Source organism: Sphingomonas sp. NFR04, from assembly GCF_900114095.1.
Classification (GTDB): domain Bacteria; phylum Pseudomonadota; class Alphaproteobacteria; order Sphingomonadales; family Sphingomonadaceae; genus Sphingomonas.
In genome coordinates, this window is the sequence record NZ_FORV01000006.1 from 52,719 (window position 1) to 73,566 (window position 20,848).

16 protein-coding genes and 1 tRNA gene are annotated in these 20,848 nt (G+C 70.5%); 13 read left to right on the plus strand and 4 right to left on the minus strand.

Annotation, left to right across the window (positions count from 1 at the left end; genetic code table 11):
- Window positions 1-3 precede the first annotated feature (3 nt).
- A complete protein-coding gene (locus BM009_RS16700) occupies window positions 4-795 on the minus strand; it encodes a DUF1134 domain-containing protein (protein WP_093297940.1) in 792 nt (263 codons plus the stop codon).
- 162 nt (window positions 796-957) lie between these two features.
- Here BM009_RS16700 and BM009_RS16705 point away from each other — a divergent pair.
- The 9 genes from BM009_RS16705 to BM009_RS16745 all read left to right on the plus strand — a co-directional run bounded on the left by BM009_RS16705 (window position 958) and on the right by BM009_RS16745 (window position 12,994).
- A tRNA-Ser gene (locus BM009_RS16705) sits at window positions 958-1,050 on the plus strand.
- A gap of 470 nt (window positions 1,051-1,520) precedes the next feature.
- The gene (locus BM009_RS16710) at window positions 1,521-2,270 is read left to right on the plus strand and encodes a response regulator (RefSeq protein WP_093297942.1); all 750 of its coding nucleotides are present in this window, start codon (window positions 1,521-1,523) and stop codon (window positions 2,268-2,270) included.
- On the plus strand, window positions 2,267-3,217 hold the full coding sequence (locus BM009_RS16715) for a cytochrome-c peroxidase (RefSeq protein WP_254772328.1): 951 nt from the start codon (window positions 2,267-2,269) through the stop codon (window positions 3,215-3,217). The genes BM009_RS16710 and BM009_RS16715 overlap by 4 nt, the downstream gene beginning before the upstream one ends.
- Window positions 3,214-5,619, plus strand: a complete 2,406-nt coding sequence (locus BM009_RS16720) for a DAHL domain-containing protein (protein ID WP_093297944.1) — start codon at window positions 3,214-3,216, stop codon at window positions 5,617-5,619. The genes BM009_RS16715 and BM009_RS16720 overlap by 4 nt, the downstream gene beginning before the upstream one ends.
- Window positions 5,620-5,751: 132 nt before the next feature.
- Window positions 5,752-7,095: a type VI secretion system baseplate subunit TssK gene (tssK, locus tag BM009_RS16725; RefSeq protein ID WP_254772329.1), complete on the plus strand. Its 1,344-nt coding sequence runs from the start codon at window positions 5,752-5,754 to the stop codon at window positions 7,093-7,095.
- On the plus strand, window positions 7,092-8,405 hold the full coding sequence (icmH, locus tag BM009_RS16730; protein ID WP_093297947.1) for a type IVB secretion system protein IcmH/DotU: 1,314 nt from the start codon (window positions 7,092-7,094) through the stop codon (window positions 8,403-8,405). Before tssK ends, icmH begins: the two co-directional genes overlap by 4 nt.
- 4 nt (window positions 8,406-8,409) lie before the next feature.
- Window positions 8,410-11,790: a type VI secretion system membrane subunit TssM gene (tssM, locus tag BM009_RS16735; protein WP_093297949.1), complete on the plus strand. Its 3,381-nt coding sequence runs from the start codon at window positions 8,410-8,412 to the stop codon at window positions 11,788-11,790.
- Complete coding sequence (tagF, locus tag BM009_RS16740) at window positions 11,787-12,254, plus strand: type VI secretion system-associated protein TagF (protein WP_093297951.1); 468 nt, start codon at window positions 11,787-11,789, stop codon at window positions 12,252-12,254. Before tssM ends, tagF begins: the two co-directional genes overlap by 4 nt.
- Window positions 12,251-12,994, plus strand: coding sequence for a PP2C family protein-serine/threonine phosphatase (locus BM009_RS16745; protein ID WP_093297953.1), 744 nt, complete (start codon window positions 12,251-12,253; stop codon window positions 12,992-12,994). Before tagF ends, BM009_RS16745 begins: the two co-directional genes overlap by 4 nt.
- Here the strand turns inward: BM009_RS16745 and tagH are convergent.
- From tagH to BM009_RS16760, 3 genes are read right to left on the minus strand one after another with little or no spacing between them, the layout of a single operon-like run.
- Window positions 12,991-14,307: a type VI secretion system-associated FHA domain protein TagH gene (gene tagH, locus BM009_RS16750; protein WP_093297955.1), complete on the minus strand. Its 1,317-nt coding sequence runs from the start codon at window positions 14,305-14,307 to the stop codon at window positions 12,991-12,993. The two genes, BM009_RS16745 and tagH, sit on opposite strands and share 4 nt — an antisense overlap.
- The gene (locus BM009_RS16755; RefSeq protein ID WP_093297956.1) at window positions 14,304-14,849 is read right to left on the minus strand and encodes a DUF6931 family protein; all 546 of its coding nucleotides are present in this window, start codon (window positions 14,847-14,849) and stop codon (window positions 14,304-14,306) included. The genes tagH and BM009_RS16755 overlap by 4 nt, the downstream gene beginning before the upstream one ends.
- Entirely contained in the window at window positions 14,846-16,774 is a 1,929-nt protein-coding gene (locus BM009_RS16760) for a type VI secretion system Vgr family protein (RefSeq protein ID WP_254772330.1), read from the minus strand. Before BM009_RS16760 ends, BM009_RS16755 begins: the two co-directional genes overlap by 4 nt.
- A gap of 124 nt (window positions 16,775-16,898) precedes the next feature.
- Here BM009_RS16760 and tssA point away from each other — a divergent pair, with 124 nt between their 5' ends.
- From tssA to BM009_RS16780, 4 genes are all read left to right on the plus strand, one after another.
- Entirely contained in the window at window positions 16,899-17,906 is a 1,008-nt protein-coding gene (gene tssA, locus BM009_RS16765) for a type VI secretion system protein TssA (RefSeq protein WP_093297958.1), read from the plus strand.
- A 322-nt stretch (window positions 17,907-18,228) separates the two neighbouring features.
- Window positions 18,229-18,771 (plus strand): type VI secretion system contractile sheath small subunit, encoded by a 543-nt coding sequence (tssB, locus tag BM009_RS16770; protein ID WP_093297959.1) that lies wholly within the window; start codon window positions 18,229-18,231, stop codon window positions 18,769-18,771.
- Between the two features lie 28 nt (window positions 18,772-18,799).
- A complete protein-coding gene (tssC, locus tag BM009_RS16775) occupies window positions 18,800-20,293 on the plus strand; it encodes a type VI secretion system contractile sheath large subunit (protein WP_093297960.1) in 1,494 nt (497 codons plus the stop codon).
- Between the two features lie 56 nt (window positions 20,294-20,349).
- Entirely contained in the window at window positions 20,350-20,835 is a 486-nt protein-coding gene (locus BM009_RS16780) for an Hcp family type VI secretion system effector (RefSeq protein ID WP_093297961.1), read from the plus strand.
- The last annotated feature ends 13 nt before the right edge of the window (window positions 20,836-20,848 follow it).

A 20,848-nucleotide genomic window follows, 5' to 3' on the forward strand; every position in this document is an offset into this window, starting at 1 on the left:
CGATCAGAAAGGCAGCCAGCGCTGCTTTTCGCTGAACTTCATATAGCCGGCATTGACGCCCAGCCGCCAGCCGACGCCCAGCCGCACCGGGATCAGCACCACGTCGCCGCGGCGGAGATACGAGGCCGAGAAGCCGCCGACCAGATAGGCATGGCCCTCGCCCTGCGGGAAGCGCTTGTAGATTTCCTGGCTGTCGTAGAGGTTGTACACCAGCACGAACACCTTGTTGGCGTCGCCGCCCAGGTCGAAGCCGATCGACGGGCCGGTCCAGTAGATCGGGCGCTGCCCCTCCACCTTGTGGAACATCTGCCCCTTGCCGTAGCGCAGACCGACGCCGATCGCGCCCGAGGCCTCGCTGCCGGCGATATAGGCGTTGGGCTTGCCCTGGTCCTTGAGGATGTCCTCGAGCAGCTTGGCGAGGCCCGAGGCGCCCTTGCCGAACGTGCCCTCGGCCGCGGCGAGCAGATCGTCCTTCTCGAACGTGTCGGTCGCCGCCTGGCGCGCCGTGGTTGCCGAGGGATCGGCGGCCACGGGGCTTGCCGGTGCGGTCTGTACCGGCGGCGGCGGGCTGTCGACCGGCGGCGGCGCGGTGTCCGCCGGGGGATAGGATTCCTGCATCTGCGTCGTCGCGGGCGGCGGTGCGCTTTGCTGCGGCTGTTGCCGCTGCGGCGGCGACTTCAGGTCCGAATCGATCGCGGTATTGGGGTCGATCGTCGTCATCTGGGCGGCGGCGGGCACGCTGCCCAGCCCGGTGACGGCAAGTGCCAGAAGCGTGAACCAACCCGATCGCATCATCAAAATTTCCCGAACCCTGCTGCTTTTGCGGCCGCCATCCTAGGCGCGCGGGGCTGTCGCGGCAATGAATGGGCGCCTGATCGACTCGATTTCGCGTCCATGTGGTTATCCCCGTTGATTGCGGGCGAAGGGCTCGTTATAGGGCTCGACCTCAGCGCATCCGGAGACGTGGGTGAGTGGCTGAAACCAGCGGTTTGCTAAACCGCCGTACCGGGATTACTGGTACCGAGGGTTCGAATCCCTCCGTCTCCGCCAGGCGCTCCCGCCTGGAAATTGCGACCAAGCTGCACGCGCATCACTTTCTCGCGCAGGGTCGCCCTTGCGCACGCCCGTCCGTTCGTCGCGAACTCGGCATGTGCGTTCGGCGTGCGCATGGCCGCCACGGGCGCAGGCCATGTCTAGTTATCCCCGGGTCTATGTTGCACCGCGAGCGGGTTCCTCCGATATTGCGTTACGGTCGCAACCAAAGCTTTTGCGGAAGCTGCTGTCCTTGCAGGCCTGCGTTGGTAAAGAAAAAGCGTTAGCCGGCCACGGAATCGGCTCGACGGCGCCTGTCCCAAGGCCGCGCACGAAGCTGTTCAGTTTTTCGAACCTCGCGTGGCTTGAGCAGACGGTATCGAAATACCTCCGTGGAGCCGGCGCCTGTTCTGGTAGAGTATTGGTATGAAGCTGAGTTTTTTGTGCCTTGCCGTCGAGCGGCGGCTCGTCGTGGCGGACCTGGCAGGATGAACGCGGAGGTTTTTGGGGACACCATTGTCCCGGGCACGCCGCGGGTCCTCGTCGTCGACGATGATCCCGCCATGCAGCGCATGCTCGTATCCTATCTGGGCGAGAACAACATGCAGGCGACCGCGGTCTCCGGGCGCGAGGGGGTCGTGCGCGCGCTTGCCGGCCGTGAGCCCGAAGTCATCCTGCTCGACCTAAATCTCGGCGATCAGGACGGGCTCGACCTGCTCCGCGAAGTGCGCGCCAAGAGTGTGGTGCCGGTGATCCTGATCACCGGGCATCGCCGCGAGGAGGTGGATCGGGTGATCGGCCTCGAACTCGGCGCCGATGACTATCTGACCAAGCCGTTCGGAATGCGCGAGATGCTGGCCCGCGTCCGCTCGGTGCTGCGCCGGCGGACGATGGACCGGCTCCAGCCGGCGCGGCAATCGGAGCAGAGCTTCGAATTTGCCGGCTGGGTGTTCAGCCAGCGCTCGCGTCGGCTCAAGAGCCCGACGGGGGAGACGGTGCCGCTCACCAAGGGCGAGTTCGCGCTGCTCAGCGCGTTCGTCGCGGCGCCGCGGCGGCCGCTTACGCGCGAACGTCTGCTGCAGGCGACGCGCGTGCATGAGGACGTGTACGACCGCAGCATCGACGTGCAGATCCTCCGGCTGCGGCGCAAGCTGGAGCGCGACGCCGACGCGCCCCGGCTGATCCGCACCGAGCGCGGCGTCGGCTATGTCTTCGATGCCGACGTGCGGACCGTGTGAGGCGAAGGCTGCCCGCATCCATCCGCGCAGCCCTTGCCGGTGCCGCGCTGCTGTGCGCGGGGGCAGCGCTGGCGGTGCAATGGCGCTCGCGCGACGAGCCGATCACGCCGCTGCCGCCGGCGCCGGCGATCGCGCCGGCCAAGCTGGCGCTGGGTGCGTTGCTGTTCCGCGATCCGCGACTGTCGCAGCGCCAGACGGTGAGCTGCAATTCGTGCCACGACCTCGGCACCAGCGGCGCCAGCGGCCGCAACTCCGATGCCGCCCAGGATGGCGGCGCCTTGCGGATGAACACGCTGACCGTGTTCAACGCGGCGCTCAACTATCGCTTCAACTGGCGCGGGCGGCGCGAGACCTTTGAGCGGTTTACCGCGCAGGTGCTCGACGATCCTGCGCTGATGGGGGCGGCCAACGGGGTGGCGGTGGCGCGACTGGGGCGCGATCCGGCGATGGCCGCGCGGTTCCAGGCGGTGTACGGGCGGCCGATCGACGAGGCCGCGCTGGTCGATGCGCTGGCGGCCTATCAACGCAGCCTGGTCACGCCAGGTGCGCGGTTCGATCGCTGGCTTGCCGGGGACGACCGGGCGCTGTCCGCGCAGGAGCGGCGCGGCTATGCCCGCTTCAAGGCGCTGGGGTGCGTCTCCTGCCATCAGGGCGTCAATGTCGGCGGCAACCTGATGCAGCGCCACGGCGTCTTCCATCCGATCGGTTCGCAGGACCCCGTGCTGGTGCGGGTACCCAGCCTGCGCAACGTGGCGGCAAGCGCGCCCTATTTTCACGACGGTAGTGCACCCACGCTGCGACACGCGGTGCGCGCGATGGGGCGGGCGCAGCTCGACCTCGCGCTGTCGCCGCAGGAGGTCGACGATATCGTTGCCTTTCTCGGCACCCTCACCGGCAATTATCAGGGCAAGCCCGTTCGGCCGCCGCTGCCGAGCCGCGGCAAGTGAAGTCGGCCGCCATGCTGCGCGCCGCGGCCGCGACGACTGCGCTGGCGGCGGTGCTGCTGTTCGGGGCGGCGGCGCGAATGCGGACGATGGGCGATGGCTGGGCGGTGGAGGCGAACCGGTCGATCGAGCGCTACGCCTTTGCCGACCGCTCGCTCACCCGCGACATGCTGAGCGCGCGGATCGGGTTGCTGCGCAACTACGACATGATCAACCAGGATCTGGCAAGCGCGGACGCCAGCATCGCGCGGCTTGCCGATCTCGCGGGCGACGACGCGCCGCTGCGTCGCGCCGTATCGCGACTCGGTGATCACACGCGGGCGGCCGAGGGAATGGCCGAGGAGTTCAAGAGCGAGAATGCGCTGCTGCAAAACTCGCTCGCCCGGGTCACGGCGCTGTGCAACCTGCTGCAGGATTCGCCCCGGGCCGGCACGGTCTCGGCCCGTTTCCTTCGGCTGACGCTCGATACCAGCCCGGCGGCGGTGGCGGCGGCGCAGATGGCGCTGGCGCGCGTGGCGGGGGCGCACAGTGACCTCGAAGGCCAGCTGATTGCCCATGGCCGCCTGCTGATCGCGCTGTTGCCGCGCGTCGACGCGATCCTCGATGCGGTGCGCGAGGGCGGTCGCGACGGGGACCTGGAGACCGTTCGCCGGCTGATCGTCGAGCACCAGCGGCGCATCGAAGCGCGGCACCAGCGGGCCTTTCTGGGGCTGCTCGCCGCCGGCGCCGCGGCGGGGATCCTGTGGCTCGCCCTGCTTGCTGCGCTTCGCGTGCAGTCGCGGGAGCGGCGACGCCGCCGCGAGAATGAGCGACTGAGCGCCACCGTCGCCAGCCTGCTGCTCGAAGTCTCGTCGGAACAGCTCGAGCAGCGGATCGGGGATGCGCTGCAGCGACTTGCCGCCCATGCCGGCGCCACCGATGCCTATCTCGTCCTGCAGGGCTATCAGGTCGGTCGTGCCTATATCTGGAGCAGCGATGGCCGGTTGAGCGATGGCTGGCCCGCGCGCGTAGCGGCCGCCGCGCAGGACACGCCGCTGTGGGAGGAGGACGTGCTCCATCTCGCGCTGCCGCACGGCGCGGACACCGCGCTGGGCGCGATGCTGCTGGCGCGCGGCACGACGTCGCTCCTGCTGATCCGGGCGCACACGCCGGTGCCGGCGCTGCTCGGCTTCGAGCGCCACGATACCGATCGCGGCCGGTCCGACGTGATCGCCGGACTTCGCATGGCGCAGGCGGCGATCCTGCAGGCGCTGCGACGCGACGGGCTGGAGCGCGCCCGCCTCCAGCTCGAGCTGCGGCTGGCCCGCGCGCGGCGGATGGAGGCGATCGGCGCGGTGGCGAGCGGCGTCGCGCACAACTTCAACAACATCATCGGCGCGATCGGCGGCTTCAGCGAGATCGCCGAGATCCATGCCGGCCGCAACCAGGTGGTGCGGGAGGACCTGTCGGAAATCCGCCAGGCGGTCGATCGTGCCCGTGAGCTGGTCGATGAGATCCTCGCCTTCGGGCGGGGGCATGATGCCGAATACAGGCCGCTGGCGCTGCAGGCCTTGGTGGAGGAGACGGTGCGGCTCGTGCAGGCGGCGGGGCGGGGGACGATCAGCTTCGTCGCGCAGGATTGGCCCGCGGCGCGCGAAGTGCAGGGCAATGCCGCGCAGCTCCAGCAGGTGTTCATGAACGTCTGCAACAACGCCTTTCACGCATCGCCGGCAGACCCGCATGTCGACGTGACGCTCGGCTTGCGTACCGAATGCAGGCCGCGCACGTTCAGCCATGGCAGCCTGGAGGCGGGCGACTATGCGGTGGTCACGATCGCGGATCGCGGATGCGGCATCGCCGCCGGCGCCCAGTCGCGGCTCTTCGAGCCCTTCTTCACCGGGCGGCAGGGTGGCACCGGGCTGGGCCTTTCGACGGCGTGGGAGATCGTCCAGGCACATGGCGGAACGATCGACGTCTGCAGCGAACGCGGTCAAGGCAGCAGCTTCCATATCTGGCTGCCGGCGATGCGGGCGCAGTTGCCCGTACCGGTGCAGCAGGCGGCGCCGCCGCTATCGGGCAATGGCGAGTGCGTGCTGGTGGTCGCGCCAGAGGCGATGCGCGATGCGGTCGAGGATCTGGTGGCGCAGCTCGGGTACGAACCGGTGAGCGTCGATCCCGCGCGCGCGGACATCGGCGCGCAGGCGGATCGGGCGGGTGCCGATGCGGTGCTGCTGGTCGACGCGTCGGACGCGGTACGTCATTTCCTGCCGGCAGGGCCGGCGGGCCTGCACCCTGGCGTGCTGCTCCTGATGCGGCCGGCAAGCGGGCAGGCGTTCGCGCCGGTGCCGCTCGCCGCACCGCTCGATCCGGGCGCGCTCGCCGCCGCGCTGCAGCCGCTTACCGTCGCGCCAACACTACAGCCGTAACCGCCCCCACCCGATCCGACATGCGGGTGAAACCGTCTTTCGGGCACAGCCGGCGCGACGGTCGCCACCTGTAGTTGGGAGTGGATGTGTTTCGAGCCGGGAATTTCTGCTGCCGCCGCGGAAGCGCGCACCTTGTCCGCTGACGGCCGCGTCGCCTGGCGCGAGGGGCTGTTCCTTCGCCAGCAGCATTTCCAGCAGCTGGAGCGCCATCTCGACGCGCAGTTCGCCGGCAGTGTGCGGCATGCGGGACCCTATCGCTGGGGCGTGACCGAGCTGGTGATCAACCAGGATCTCGCCGCGCTCGGCAAGTTCGCGATCGAGAAGCTCTCGGGCGTGCTGCCCGACGGACTGCAGTTCGCCATCCCCGGCACGTTGCCGCCGCCGCCGCCGATCGACATCCCCGCCGATGCGCGCGACGCCGGCATCCAGCTGACGCTACCGGCGCACCAGCCCGGCGCGGTGGCGTTCCGCGACGTCGATGCCGCCGGCGCCGAGGGCGCGCGCTATCTGGTCGACACCCGCGATGTCGCCGACGTGTTTTCCGAAGAGCGGGCGAGCGAACCGATCGAGATGGCGCGTCCAAATCTGCGCTTCGGCATCACCCGCGACCAGACCTATGGCCGCGTCACGCTCGAGCTGGCGCGGGTGCGCGAGGTGCGGAACGGCGCGATCCAGTTCGACGAGCGCCACATTCCACCTGCGCTCGACCTGCGCGCGAGCCCGCGGCTTGCCGGCTTCCTCGCCGACATATTGGGCCGGGCGGGGCAGCGGGTGGAGGAACTCGCCCTGCGCGCGGTCGAGGCGGCGGAGGCGGGGGCCGAGAGCATCGCCAATTTCCTGCTGCTCCAGGCGCTCAACCGCTGGCGCCCGCAGCTCGCGCATCTGGCCGGCCTGCCGATGGTGCATCCCGAGCGGCTGTACGAGGCGCTGCTCGGCATGGCCGGCGAACTGGCGACGCTCACCCGGCCCGAACGCCAGCCGCCGCCCTTCCCGGCCTATGACCATCTCCACCTGCGCGAGACGTTCGAGCCGGTGGTCGAGGCGATCCAGGCGGCGCTGTCGGCGGTCTATGATCGCGCCGCGGTCCAGCTGCCGCTCGTCCAGGCGGGGCCGGGGGCCTATACCGCGCGGATCACCGATCCGGCGCTGTTCCAGACCGGCTATTTCTATCTGGTCGCCTCGGCGCGCATGTCGCTGGAGGATCTGCGCGCGCGCTTCCCCTCGGTCGCCAAGATCGGGCCGGTGCAGAAGATGCGGCAGATCGTCGATTCGGCGCTGGCCGGCATCCCGCTGCGCCACACGCCGACCCCGCCCCCGCAGATCCGCGCGCTGCCGGGGCATGTCTATTTCGAGCTCGACCGCTCGGCAGCCGATTGGCCGGCGCTCGCCGCCGCGCCCGCGCTGGGGCTGCACGTCGCCGGCGACTGGCCCGAGCTGCGGCTCGAGCTCTGGTGCGTGAAGAAGGCACCGCGATGAACGACGACGCTCTGGGAAGCGACGGCCACACCGTCTTCCAGCCGACGCCGCTGCAGCAGGCGCGTGCGCGGCTTGCCGAGACGCAGGCGGCGCCGCCCCCGGCCGACGAGGATTTCCCCGAGCCGCCGGTCGCGGTGCGCGCGCACAATCCGATCGTCGTGGCCGCCGCGCCGCTGCTCGCGCTGATCGCGTCGGCGCGCTCGGGCCGGATCGCGCTCGACCTGCCGTCGCTGCACCGCCGCGCCTCCGCCGCCGCACAGCGGTTCGATGCGGCGATCGCGGGCGGCGGCCATGACGCCGAGACCCAGCGCCGGGCGCGCTACGCCGTCTATGCGACGGTCGACGACATTGCCCAGAACCTGCCCGGCCAGGCCGCTGACGGCGCCGAATGGGCGCGGCGGAGCATGGTGGTGCGCGGCTTCGGCGAGAATATCGGCGGCGACCGTTTCTGGGCCTTGCTGCGCGAGATGCTGGCGCAACCGGCGGCGCATGCCGAGCTGATCGAGCTCTACCATGCCTGCCTCGCCGCAGGGTTCGAGGGACGCTATCGGGTCGCGCACGACGAGCGCGGCCAGCGCAGCGCGATCCTGGCGAGCGCCTATGCCGCGATCCCCGCCGCGCGCGGGCTATCGGAGACCGAGCTGGTGCCGCATTGGCGCGGCACGCCGACGGCGCGGGGGCGGATCGGCTTCTGGGCGCCGATCGGGCTGGCGGCGAGCATCGCGCTCGGCGTGCTGCTGCTGGTCGTGCTCGCCTTCCGGCTGGTGCTGATCCAGACTGGCCAGCCGGCAATGACCGCGCTGCTCGCGCTCAACCCCGAGCAGCCCCTGCGCCTTTCGCGCGCGGCGGCCCCCGTCGCGGTGCCGGTGGGGGCGCAACAGCAGCGGCTCCAGGCGTTCCTCGCCGACGCGATCGCGCGGAAGCTGGTCGTGGTCGAGCAGGACCCCAACAGCGTGCGGGTGCGCACCACCGTCGGCACCCTGTTCCGCTCGGGCTCGGACCAGCTCGCGCCGGGCCGGCAGGCGCTGTTCGAGAAGATTGCCGAGGCCGTGGCCGGCGAGAAGGGCCAGATCCGGGTGGAGGGCCATGCCGACAGCGATCCCGTCGCGAGCCTGACCTTCCCCGATAATGTCGCGCTGTCGAAGGCGCGGGCGGAAACGGTCGCGGCGATCCTGCGAGCGCGGCTCGCCGATCCGGCGCGGGTGCAGGCGCAGGGCTTCGGCGCGACCCAGCCGATCGCGCCCAACGCCACGCCCGAAGGCAAGGCGCAGAACCGGCGCGTCGAAATCGTGATCGCGCGGAACGGATAAGACCATGCAGAAGCTGATGCGCAATTGGATGGCGGTGAGCGCGTCCGCGGCGGCGGTCCTCGCGCTGATCGTGCTGTTCGGCCTGCCGACGCTGTTCCCGCTGTTCCGCGCGACCTGGATCCGGCTCGCGCTGGTCGGTCTGGTCGCGCTCTGCTTCGGGCTTGCGGTGCTGCGGCGCTGGTGGCGCGGCAAGCGCGCGGCCGATGGCCTGGCCGAGGGGCTGGCGGCGACCGACGCGGAAGAGGGGGCCGAGGAAACGCGCACGCTCGCCGCGCGGATGCGCGAGGCGCTGGCCGAGCTGAAGTCGCTGTCGGGATCGCGGCGCGCCTATCTCTACGACCGGCCCTGGTACGTCATCATCGGCCCGCCGGGTGCGGGCAAGACGACGGCACTGGTCCAGTCCGGGCTGCGCTTCCCCTGGGCAAAGCGCGCGCTGAAGGGCGTGGGCGGCACGCGCAACCTCGACTTCTGGTTTGCGGACGAGGCCGTGCTGGTGGATACCGCCGGGCGCTACACCACGCAGGATGCCGAGGCTGGCACCGATGCGGCGGGCTGGCGGGGTTTCCTCGACCTGCTGCGCCGCCACCGGCCGCTCCAGCCGATCAACGGCATCCTCGTCGCGCTGGCCACCGACATGCTGGGCAGTGCGGACCGCGCCACGCTGGACGCGCACGCGGCGGCAATCCGCCAGCGGCTGGCGGAGCTGCGCCGCACGCTGCAGGTGGACGTGCCGGTCTATCTGCTGCTGCCCAAGGCGGATCTGCTGGCGGGCTTCACCGACTTTTTCGGAGACCTCAGCGCCGAGGGCCGACGCGCCGTGCTCGGCGCCACGCTGGAGTCCGGCAGCCTGCCCGATGGGCCCGAGGTCGCGGCGGAGTTCGACCGCGTGGTGCAGGCGCTGTGGCAGCGGCTGCCGCGCCGCTTGCATCAAGAGCCAGACGCCGCGCGTCGCGCCCGCATCCTCGCTTTCCCAGCGCAGATGGCCTCGCTGCGCCAGCGGCTGGTCTATCTGGTCGAGGGCGCGTTTCTCGCCGATGGCGACGGCGCGGGCGACTTCCGCGGCTTCTATTTCGCCAGCGGCGTGCAGGAAGGCGCGACGCTCGATCGCGTGCTGAGCGCGATGGCGGCGGTGTATGATGCGCCGCAGTCGCCCGCGCGCGAAGGGCAGGGCCGCGCCTATTTCCTCAACCGGCTGCTCACTGAGGTAGTGATCCCCGAAGCCGGCCTGGTCCGGTCGGCCCCCGCCGTGCAGCGGCGGCGGCGCGCGGTGCTGGCGGGCGTATTCGGGGGCATGGTGCTGCTGGTCGTGGCGATGAGCGCGCTCTGGGCAGGCAGCTTCGCGCGCAACAAGGCGCTGCAGGCCGATCTCGCCACGCAGGCGCAGTCGATTTCCGGCCAGATCGGCACATCGGGAATCGACCTGGTCGAGGTTCGCGCCAGCGATCCCGATCTCGAACAGGTGCTGCCGGTGCTCGACCGGCTGCGTGCGCTGCCGCGCGGCTTCGCCGACCAGGCGCAGGGCGATCCGTCGTGGCGAATGCGGCTGGGGCTGTTCCAGTCGGGCCATGCCATGACCGCGCGGGGCGCCTATCTCGAAGGGCTGCAGCGCATCCTGCTGCCCCGGCTGCTGCTCCGGCTCCAGCAGGTGCTGCGCGCCGATGCGGCGACGCCGGCGGCGCTCTACGAGCCGCTCAAGGTCTATCTGATGCTCGGCGGCCAGGGTCCGCTCGACTCGCGGGCGGTGCGCGCCTGGGCGATCGCCGACTGGCGTACCGGCCCGCTCGCCGGCGACGACCGTGCCGATCTCCGCGCCGATCTCGCCCGGCACCTCGATGCGCTGCTCGCCGATCCCGATCTCGGCCGCGTCTGGCCGAACCGGCGTGCGCCGCTCGACGGCGCGCTGGTCGCCTCGACCCGCGCCGCGGTGCAGACGCTGTCGCTCGCCGATCGCGCCTATGCCGAGCTGCGGACGCGCGCGGCGGCCAGCGGCCGGCCAGACTGGCAGCCTGGCGGCGTGCTCGCCAGCGGCGACGCGCAGGCGTTCCGGGGTGGCGGTGCGCTGCTCGAGGCGCAGGTGCCGTGGTTCTTCACGCGCGAGGGCTATGCCAAGGCCTATCGCCCGGGGCTCGCCGACGTGCAGGCCGAGCTCGGCAACAGCCTGTGGGTGCTGGGGCCCGATGCGGCGCGGCAGTCGATCCGCGCGCAGGTGCCGGCGCTGCGGGCGGCGGTCGCCGCTGCCTATGCCCGCGACGCGATCGCCGCCTGGGACGGGCTGCTCGCCCAGGTCCAGCCGGCCGATTATTTCGGCAGCCCGGCCGCGTTGGGCGCGTTCACCCGCACCCCGTCGCCGCTCAAGGTGCTGCTCCAGGATGTCGCCCGCAACACCCGGCTGGGCAGCGAGGGCGGACAGGCGGGTGATGCCGGCGGCACGATCACCGCGCATTTCGCCGATCTCGCCCGCTACGCCGGCGAGGGCTCGGGACCCGCGCCGGTGGATGCGCTGGTGGACGGGGTGCGCAAGGCGGCCTCGGCACGGTCGGCGACGAGCGTGGCGGGTGCCTCGCTCGGCAGCGACGCGGCGCAGGGGCAGCTGGCGGTAGCGCTCGGCGACCTGACGACCAGCGGCGCCTCGGCACCCCCGCAGCTCCAGGACTTCGCGCGACAGGCGACCCGCAGCGGTGCCAGCGCCGCGGCGCGGTCGGCGCAGACGGCGCTGGGCGCGGAATATGCGCGCGACGTGCTGCCCGCCTGCCTGGCGGCAACGCGGGGCCGCTATCCCTTCGCGGCCGGTGCCACCCAGGATGCTCCGCTGGCCGAGGTGCAGCAGGTCTTCGCCATGGGCGGCACGCTCGACCGATTCGTGCAGCAGCGATTGCTGGCCTTGCTCGACCTGTCCGGGCCGGTCTGGCGTTGGAAGTCGGGGGACCCGGTCGCCGCGAGCTTCGCCGCGAGCAGCGCCGCCCAGTTCCAGAAGGCGGCGGCGATCCGCGCGCTGCTCGCCGGCGGGATCGCGGTCAATGTCGGCCTGGCGCAGCTTGGGCCCGAGGTGCGTGCGGTGCAATTCGCCGCCGGGGGCGCCAGCTATCGCTTCGATGCCGCCACGCGCGATCCCAAGCCGGTGCTGTGGTCGGCGAGCGCCCTGCCGAGCGCGAGCCTGCAGCTATCGGCCGATCCGCGCATCCTCTCGACCATCGAGACGCGCGGCAGCTGGGCGCTGTTCCGCCTGGTCGATCGCGCGCGGGTGGCGAATGCGGGACCGTCGACGCTCCGGCTCGGCTTCGGCGAGGGTGCGCAGGCCACGAGCCTGACCATGGCGCTGCCGGGCAGCGAAAGCCCGTTCGGCCGCGGCGGTCCCTTCGCCTTCCGTTGCCCCGAGCGGCTATGAGCGGCACGGCCTTCCTGTTCGGCAAGCTGCCGTCGCGCGGCGAGTTCACCAGTCGCGGCCTCCCGTCGGCCGAACGCCTGCACTGGGACGCCTGGTGCTGCGCGGTGATGGCAGAGGGTGCCGCGCGGCTCGGCAATGGCTTCGAGACGGCGTTCGACGCCACTCCACCGTGGCGCTTCGGCCTGTCGCTGGCGGACGGAAGCTGGCAGGCAGGCTGCATCGCGCCCGCGTGCGACAGCCATGGCCGCCGCTTCCCGCTGGTGCTGGGACGCAAGGGCATCGGCACCCCGGCACCCCTGTTCCTTGCGGGCTTGGCCGCGGCGATGGCGGACGTGATGGACACTGCCTTCGCGCCCGCGCTCGACCTGGACGCATTCCTCCCGGCCTGCGCGGCGCGCGTCGCCGATCCCGCCGCGCCTGCGCCGCAGATGACCGACTGGCGGCACGACTGGATCGGCCGATGACGATCGCGACGCGGCTTCGCTTCGAACAGGGCGCGCGCAGCGATGTCGGCTGCGTGCGCCGGGTGAACGAGGATAGCTGGGCGGCGCGGTTGCGCGACGGGCTGTGGCTGGTCGCCGATGGCATGGGCGGGCATGCGCATGGCCAATGGGCGTCCTCGACCATCGCCGCCGCGCTCGAAGCCGCGCCGCTGCCAGAGACGTTCGAGGAGGCCGCCGCCGCCGCGCGCGCCGCGCTGCTCGCCGTCAACGCGCGAATCTATGCCGCCACCGGCGCGAAGGGGGCGACGATCGGCTCCACCGTCGCGCTGCTGCTCGCCCGCGAGGGGCGGGCGCGGGTGATGTGGGTGGGGGACAGCCGCGTCTATCGCCTGCGCGAGGGGGTGCTCGATCAGCTCACCACCGACCATTCTCAGGTCGAGCAGCTGGTCGCGCGCGGGCTCCTCACCCGCGACGAGGCGGAGCAGCATCCGATGGCGCATGTCCTTGCGCGCGCCGTCGGGGTGGAGCCGCGGCTCAATGTCGACATGCGTGACGAGGTGGTGCTGGCGGGGGATGTGTTCCTGCTATGCAGCGACGGGCTGACGCGCATCGTCAACGATGCCGAAATCGCGCAGACGCTCGCCACCGAGCATCCGCGCCGCGCCGCCGACGCGCTCGTCGCACTGGCCCTGGCCCGCGGCGCGCCGGACAATGTCACCGTGGTCGTGATCGGCTGCGATTCGACCACCTTGATCGGCTAGAGGCGCCCGCGCATCGCGGCGATCTGCTCCTCATAGGCGGTGCGGAATTCCTTGGCGAAGCGGTCCATGAACGCCTCGTCGGCACCGCGCACCACGCCTTCGAAATCGCGGACATAGGCGCGCCACAGCGCAGCTTCGCGGGCCTGGCGGGACCAGCGGGCAAGGCCTGCCGGCTCGGGCTGCCGGGCACGGATCGCGTCGGGAGCGAACTGCGCCAGCGTCTGGCTGAGCGCGCCGCGCATCGCCGACAGCGTCGCCATCTGGTGCGCCTGGAGATCCTGATAGGCATCCTCCACCGCGCGGGCGGCATCCATGAAGCCGGGCTCGGGCGCGTCGAGCAGCTGGAGCAGGGCGCGTTCGGGCGAGCGCACGAACTTGATCGGGTTGTTGCCTTCCAGCTCGAGGCTCGTCGCCGGCGTGCCGAGCTGCGCCTTGGCGCGGGCGCGGGCGTCGACCATCAGGATCAGGCCGCTGACCATCTGCCGCAGCATCGCGCCGGCGGCGGCCAGCGCCTCGGCCGGGCGGCTGCGCAGCCGATCCGCAGGCACCCCCGAGGCGCGGAGGAACGCCGCCCAACCGTCGTCGTCGATGGCGGCAGGCAGGGGGGCGGGACGGGCTTCGACGGCGCCAGCCTGCGCGGCAGACGCGGCGTCCTCCGGCTGCAGCGGCAGCGCCAAGGGCGCCGGCTGCTGCGCGGCGCTCCACGCCTCGGCGGCGGCGAAATCGCCGCGCGACCAGTCGATCGCACTCTCGGCGGCGAGCTGCCCCCAAAGGTCGGGTGCGGACGGCTGGGTGCCTTCCCGCGGCGCGCTGGCCCAGTCGGACGGCGCGCGCTGCGGCTCGGGCACTGCCCAGATGCCGGAGTCGGGCGGTGGCGCGGCAGGGAGCTCGTCCCAGCCCGAGGGTGTGGCGGGCGGCGAGGGCGGGTCCCAGCTGCCCCAGGGCGACCCTGCCGGTGCCGGGGCCGCCATCTCGATTTGCGTGCCGGCGCTCGCCTCGGCGGGGAGTGATACCGCGATCCGATAGTCGCCGATCGCGATCCGGTCGCCGTCGCGCAGCACATGCGGCGCCGTCAGCCGCTCGGCGGAATCGTTGACGAAGGTGCCGTTGGTGCTCAGGTCGATGAGCAGATAGGCGCCGTCGCGATAGCCGATCTCGCAGTGGCGCGACGAGATGTGGTGGCGCGGGTCGGGCAGGTGCCAGTCGGCATGGGGCGAGCGGCCGATCAGCGCGCCATGCCCGTCCAGGTGCAGCGGGGCGGGCTGGTCGGGCACGGGCGACGTGCCCGGCTGGAGGGTAAGAGTCAGCGTCATGGGGTGGTCTCCGCCTCGCGTCGCGCGAGGGCCGTTCCGAGGTCGAGGGCATGGTCGAGCGCGGCGCGGTGATCCCGGCAGGCGGTGGCGACCGCGGCGAGCACGGCGACGGCGGCCAGCGTGCCGGCGACCGCACGCGGTGGTGGCGCGGGCGGCTGGTCGGGCGGCGCGATCGAGCCGCCCGAATGGAACACCGCGCTGGCGGCCAGGGTCGCGGCGGCCGCCGGCCGACCGTGCAGGGCCGCCGCCCCGGCGGCGCGGCGCTGGGGCTCTGCGGGATCGGCGAGCCACGCCTGCACCGTCGCCATTGCCGCGGCGTCTTCGGGGGTCGCGACCGGCGCGGCCACCTGTGCCGCCCAGAACACCGCCTCGAACCGCGGCAGCGCTTGGCCGAGGAACAGCGCCGCTTCGGCGGCCTTGCCCTCGGCGCGAAGCCGCTCGAAAAAATGTTCGGGCGGCGCGTCGTCGCCCGGCAGCGCCGGCCAGCGCAGCAGCGCGTTGATCTGGCGGGCCTGCGCCCAGATGGTGCGCGGCCAGCTCACAGGATCACCAGCGATCCGCCGATCAGGGTCAGCAGTCCCGCAGCCGTGACGGTGGCGGTGCCGAGGCTGTTGAGCGTCAGTGCCCCCGTCGTGTTGCCGGTGATGGTCAGGCCGTTGAGCACGATCCCCCCCTGGGTGATCATGACGCTGTTCATGCCGACGCGCAGGGTGATCGCCGCTTCGTTCATGACGATGGTGTTGAGCCCCACCGTAAGCTTGATCTCCCGGGCTGCCGTGATGTCGGCGCCGCCGCGCGCGACGTCGAGGCTGTGATTGCCGGTCTCGACCGACACGCTGTCGTCGCCGTGCACCTCGGTCGTGCGGTCCCGCCCCACCCGCGTCTTGCGGTCGCGCCGTACGCGCAGTTCGTCGTCGAGCATCACCTCGGCGAGGCGGTCGCGCTGGGCGCGGAGATAGACCTGCTCGGCCCCGCCCTTGTCCTCGAAATGCAGCTCGTTATAGCCGCGCCCGCCCGGCGCGCCGCCTTCCGCACCGGCATAGCTGCCGCTCGCGCCGATCGTCTGCGAGCGGTAGAGCGACCGCGTGCGGTGCTCGGGCAGCGCATAGGCCGGCACGTGTTCCGAATTGTAGACGCGGCCGGTGAGGATCGGGCGATCGGGGTTGCCGTCGAGAAAGTCGACGATCACCTCTTCGCCCGTACGCGGCAGCGCGACATGGCCGAACCCGGCACCTGCGGAGGGATAGGAGACGCGCAGCCAGCAGGAGCGCGCCTTCTCCTCCCCCTCCGACGACCGCTTCCACAGGAAGCGCACCCGCACGCGACCCTGCGGATCGACATTGCTGTCATCGGCGCCGCCGGCGACCACGATCGCGGTTTCGGGCCCGGCAATCGGTGCGGGCGTGACTGCGGACGCGCGCCAGGGCGTGTCGCCGGGAACTGCCTCGATCGAGACGCGGCGCGGCGTCGCGTCGGCACCGGTGCGATAGGGTTCGGCCTCGATCGCCATGTCGAGCGCGGTGACGACGAACTCGGCCCCACGATCGAAGGCGTCCTGCGAATCGAGCGTGAACCGCCCGCCGCAGGCGAGCCCGATCGCATCGCCGGTGCCGGTATAGACACGCTGTCCGGCCCGCGCCGCCTGCAGCGCCACCTCCGCCCAATGCTGCGCCAGCGCGGGTTCGACGAAATCGCCGGTGTAGCGATGCACCTCCTGGCTGTCCGCCTTGTTGCGCGTGGGCCCCTGCTTCTCGCCCTCGCGCACCGTGCTTGCCTCGTAATCGAAGCTCTGCAGCAGGTAGCGCCGCTCGCCGCCGCTGCGGACATGCTCGTGCCAGTCCCACAGCGCTTCGGCGAGGCCGCCGCTGCCGCCCGACCAGTCGGGGCGCAGCTTGACCGTGGCATAGCCGGGTGCCGGCTTGTGCGCCGAGGGGGAGTCGCACAGCACCAGCACATGCTCGCCCGCCTCGTGGCGGAAATAATAATAGATCCCCTCGCGCTCCATCAGCCGCGAGACGAAGGCGAAGTCGCTCTCGCGATACTGGGTGCAATATTTCCAGGGCCGATAGCTGCCGGTCAGCCCGCCGAAATCGACGTGGCGGCTATAAGGCTCCAGCACCGCCTTGAGGATATCGACGACGCTGCGCTCCTCGAACACGCGATAGGCGACATTATGGTCCAGCAGGTGCAGCCAGGGCCGCAGTGCCAGCCTGTAGTGATAGCCCTGGTCCTCCTCGTGCAGGAAATGCGCTTCGGCGAGCTGCGCGTGGAAGTAGCGCACATGCGCATCCAGCTCGAAGAGCTCGATCTTGGCAGCATTGCCGAGCCGCGGCAGGAAATCCACCTTGTCGCGCACGACGATCTCGGCGGTGATCGTGAACAAGCTGCTCAGTCGTTCGTGCGAGGCGAAGCGCACCAGCTTGAGCGGCGAGCCCACGTCGAGCGTCATTTCGGCCTGGCGCTTCATGCTGTGGTGCTTTCCATTCTGTTACTGTTGTCATCATGTCGTTGATTGATCGGCTCCGGCCACGCGCTTAGGCCGGCGCCGCCCGCCGGGCCCCGGCGGTTCCCCGATCAAGGATGCTCCCGACATGGCCATCGCCCTCGACACGCTGCTGGCGCCCGTCTCCGACGAGGATCCCGCCGGCCCCGATCTCGCTTATGATCCCCAGCGTCACGCGATCGAGCAGGCATTCGACGCGTCGGTCTCGATCGACGCCTCGGGCATCGTCGAGCAGCGCGCCGACACCGACTGGCGGCAGCTGCTCGACACCATCGCGACGCTCTCCACGCGCACCAAGGATCTCTGGCTCGCGGTGTATTTCAGCCGTGCCGCGGCGGAGTCGGGCAGGCTCGACCAGGTCGAGCTGGGCGTGGCGTTCGTCGCCGGCCTGCTCGACCGTTATTGGGAGGTGATGCACCCGCGGCTTGACGACTATGGTGTCGAGGCACGCAAGAGCGCGCTCGATGCGCTCGCCTCGGTGCCGGCGTTCGCGGGCCCGCTGCGGCGCGTCGTCTACGCCGATCACGCGCGGCTGGGTCGAATCACCGGCGAGGATGTCGCGCGTTTCCACCGCGGCGGCGACGGCGAGCAAGGCTATGGCATGTTCCGGGCGATGCTCGCCGAGCCCGAGATCCGCGAGGCGATGACCGCGGGCGCGGCGGCGATCGAGCGGATCGAGGCGGCCGTCCACGGCATCGACGAGCAACTGATGGCCAATGCCGGCGCCCGCAACGCGACCGACTTTTCCGCATTGTACGGGGCGCTTTCCACGCAAAAGATCGCGCTGCGCAGCTTCGTGCCTGCGCCGGTCGACGCGGAGATCGACATGCCGAGCGAAGAGGGCGTTGCCGGTGCCGACGTGGAGCAGGGCGGCATGCAGCCGGTGGGCGGCACCGTGCGGAACCGGGAGGATGTGGCCCGGGTGCTCGATCTGGTGCTCGATTATTACCGCCGGCACGAACCGTCGAGCCCGGTGCCGATGCTGGTCGAGCGGGCGCGGGGCTGGATCGGGCTCGATTTCATGACGGTGCTCGAGGACATCGCACCCACTGCGCTCGTCGATGCGCAGGCCATTCTGCGCATGCGCGGCCAGTAAGGCGGCGCGCGCGTTTGCGGCATGGCGATGTCGGGCGGCGAGCGGCGCTGCCATGTGCTGCGGTTCCCGTTGCTGTGTGAAGCTGTCCCCGCCGAAATAGGCGCGGCCGGGTGCCGGGCGGTAGGAGGATTGCGTTGCGCCTGAAATATTGCGGGGGCCGAGGGTGCCGCTTTTCTCGTGGGTCCAGAGCCGCTTATTTCCATCGTAGCTTCGCTGCCGGCTTCTGAAATCCGGCTGAAGCCGTCCGCCCGCTACTCGGCAGGCGTCGCACGGCGGGAGCCCAACCGGTCCCCCCGCGCAATCGCAAACGCACGAGGTGGCTATGGTTTCGGCAAGAGGCGGTCAGCGCTTCATCAAGGAGAACAGGGCGCCGCGCGTCCATATCGAATATGAGGTCGAGACCTATGGCTCGCGCCAGAAGATCGAGATCCCGTTCGTGATGGGCGTGATGTCCGATCTTTCCGGCAAGTCGCTGGTCGAGAAGAAGCCGCACGACCAGCGTGACTTCGTCGAATTCGACATGGACAATTTCGAGGAGCGCATGGAGCGCATCGCGCCCCGCGCCGCCTTCACGGTCGAGAACACGCTGACCGGCGAGGGTCGGCTGGGTGTCGATCTGACGTTCAAGACGCTCGAGGATTTCAGCCCCGGCCAGATCGCCCGCGGCGTGCCGGCGCTGGCGAAGCTGCTCGAGGCGCGCGAGCAGCTCAACGACCTGATGCTCTACATGGACGGCAAGGCCGGCGCGCAGGAGCTGCTCGACAAGGTCCTGAAGGACCCCGAGCTGATGCGCTCGCTCGCCGCCAGCCGCGCGGCGCATGCCGAACCGGCCGAGACGGCGGCCGACGGCGACGCGGCCGCATAAGCGCAGATCCCGGAACCAGGAGGCAGATATGGCCCAGCAAGCAACGCAGCAGGACGATCGCGTCCAGCTGACGGAAGACGGCGCCGCGGACGAGTTCGCGATGCTGCTCCAGCGCGAGTTCAAGCCCGGCTCGGACACCAAGCGCGCGCGCATCGAGGAAGCGGTGAAGACGCTCGCCGAGCAGGCGCTCGCCGACGCCGCGGTGATCGGCGAGGACGTCTACATGACGGTCGACGCGCTCAAGGCGGCGATCGATCGCAAGCTCAGCGAGCAGGTCAACGCGATCCTGCACCATCCAGAGTTCCAGCAGCTGGAATCGGCGTGGCGCGGGCTGTGGTATCTCGTCGGCAACACCTCGACCGGCAAGGATCTCAAGATCCGCGTGCTCAATGTCTCCAAGGAGGAGACGCGCCGGCAGCTGCGCCAGTATCGCGACGCAGCCTGGGACCAGAGCCCGCTGTTCAAGCGCATCTACGAGGCCGAGTTCGGCCAGCTGGGCGGCCAGCCTTATGGCGCGATCGTCTGCGACTATCAGTTCGATCATAGCGGCCCCGACATCGAAGTGATGAAGGGCCTCGCCAAGATCGGCGCGGCGGCGCACGCGCCGTTCCTCGCCGCGGCGGGGCCGGCGCTGATCGGCATGGACAGCTGGCGCGAGCTCGCCAATCCGCGCGACATCGCCAAGCAGTTCGACGCCACCGATTACATGGCCTGGCGCTCGTTCCGTGCCTCGAACGACAGCCGCTACATGGCGCTGACGCTGCCGCGCTTCCTGGGCCGCCCGCTCTACGGCGCGAATACCGATCCCGTCGAGGAGTTCGCCTTCGAGGAAGAGGTCGAGGGCGATCACGACAATTATCTGTGGCTCAACGCCGCCTATGCGCTGGGCGTGCGGATCACCGAGGCGTTCAAGACCTATGGCTGGTGCACCCGCATCCGCGGCGTGGAATCGGGCGGCACGGTCGAGGATCTGCCGACTGCGCTGTTCCCCACCGACGAGGGTGGGCTCGACGTGAAGTGCCCGACCGAGATCGCGATTTCGGACCGGCGCGAGGCGGAGCTGTCCAAGGCCGGGCTGATGGCGCTGGTCCACCGCAAGAACACCGACCACGCGACCTTCATCGGCGCGCAGACGCTCCACGCGCCCAAGGCCTATGAGGATCCGGACGCGACGGCGAGCGCCAATCTCTCGGCACGGCTGCCCTACATCTTCGCCAGCTGCCGCTTCGCGCATTACCTGAAGTGCATGGTGCGCGACTGGGTGGGCAGCAGCCGCGAGGCGCCGGTGCTCGAGCGCGATCTGCAGAGCTGGATCATGCAATATGTCGACGTCCAGCCCGACTTCTCGACCGAGGACACCAAGGCCCGCAAGCCGCTGAAGCAGGCCTCGGTCGAAGTGATCCCGGACCCCGAGAACCCCGGCTATTATCGCGGGCTGTTCCGCATGATCCCGCATTACCAGCTCGAGGGCATGGACGTGTCGCTGAGCATGGTCTCGCGGCTGCCCAGGTCCGGCAACTGAGCCGCGGGTCCGCCCAACCTCCCTCTCTACCGCTTCAAACCAACCAAGGGTGAATCATGGCTGTCGATATTTTCCTGAAGCTCGAAGGCATCAAAGGCGAGTCCAAGGACGCCGTCCACAATGACGAGATCGACGTGATCGGCTGGAACTGGGGCATGAGCAATGTCGGCACCGCGCATATGGGCGGGGGCGCCGGCACCGGCAAAGCCAATTTCCAGGACATCACCATCACCAAGTTCGTCGACCTCGCCTCGATGCCGCTGATGCTCAGCTGCGCGCAGGGCAAGCACGTCACCAAGGCGACGCTCACCATGCGCAAGGCCGGCGGCACGAGCCCGCTCGAATATCTGACGATCGAGATGGAGGAAGTGCTCGTCTCCAACATCCAGCACGGCGGCAGCAGCGGCGACGAGCGCACCACGGAGATGGTCTCGCTCAACTTCGAGAAGATGCACATGACCTACAAGGAGCAGACCAAGGACGGCGCCGCCGGCGGCGCGCCCGAGTTCAAGTGGGACATCCTGAAGAACACGAGCGCCTGATCGATGCCGGCCG

Coding starts and splice junctions, on each gene's coding strand:
- BM009_RS16700 (WP_093297940.1), bottom strand. CDS start 795: ATGATGCGATCGGGTTGGTTCACGCTTCTGGCACTTGCCGTCACCGGG.
- BM009_RS16710 (WP_093297942.1), top strand. CDS start 1,521: ATGAACGCGGAGGTTTTTGGGGACACCATTGTCCCGGGCACGCCGCGG.
- icmH (WP_093297947.1), top strand. CDS start 7,092: ATGAACGACGACGCTCTGGGAAGCGACGGCCACACCGTCTTCCAGCCG.
- tssM (WP_093297949.1), top strand. CDS start 8,410: ATGCAGAAGCTGATGCGCAATTGGATGGCGGTGAGCGCGTCCGCGGCG.
- tagF (WP_093297951.1), top strand. CDS start 11,787: ATGAGCGGCACGGCCTTCCTGTTCGGCAAGCTGCCGTCGCGCGGCGAG.
- BM009_RS16745 (WP_093297953.1), top strand. CDS start 12,251: ATGACGATCGCGACGCGGCTTCGCTTCGAACAGGGCGCGCGCAGCGAT.
- tagH (WP_093297955.1), bottom strand. CDS start 14,307: ATGACGCTGACTCTTACCCTCCAGCCGGGCACGTCGCCCGTGCCCGAC.
- BM009_RS16760 (WP_254772330.1), bottom strand. CDS start 16,774: ATGAAGCGCCAGGCCGAAATGACGCTCGACGTGGGCTCGCCGCTCAAG.
- tssA (WP_093297958.1), top strand. CDS start 16,899: ATGGCCATCGCCCTCGACACGCTGCTGGCGCCCGTCTCCGACGAGGAT.
- tssB (WP_093297959.1), top strand. CDS start 18,229: ATGGTTTCGGCAAGAGGCGGTCAGCGCTTCATCAAGGAGAACAGGGCG.
- tssC (WP_093297960.1), top strand. CDS start 18,800: ATGGCCCAGCAAGCAACGCAGCAGGACGATCGCGTCCAGCTGACGGAA.
- BM009_RS16780 (WP_093297961.1), top strand. CDS start 20,350: ATGGCTGTCGATATTTTCCTGAAGCTCGAAGGCATCAAAGGCGAGTCC.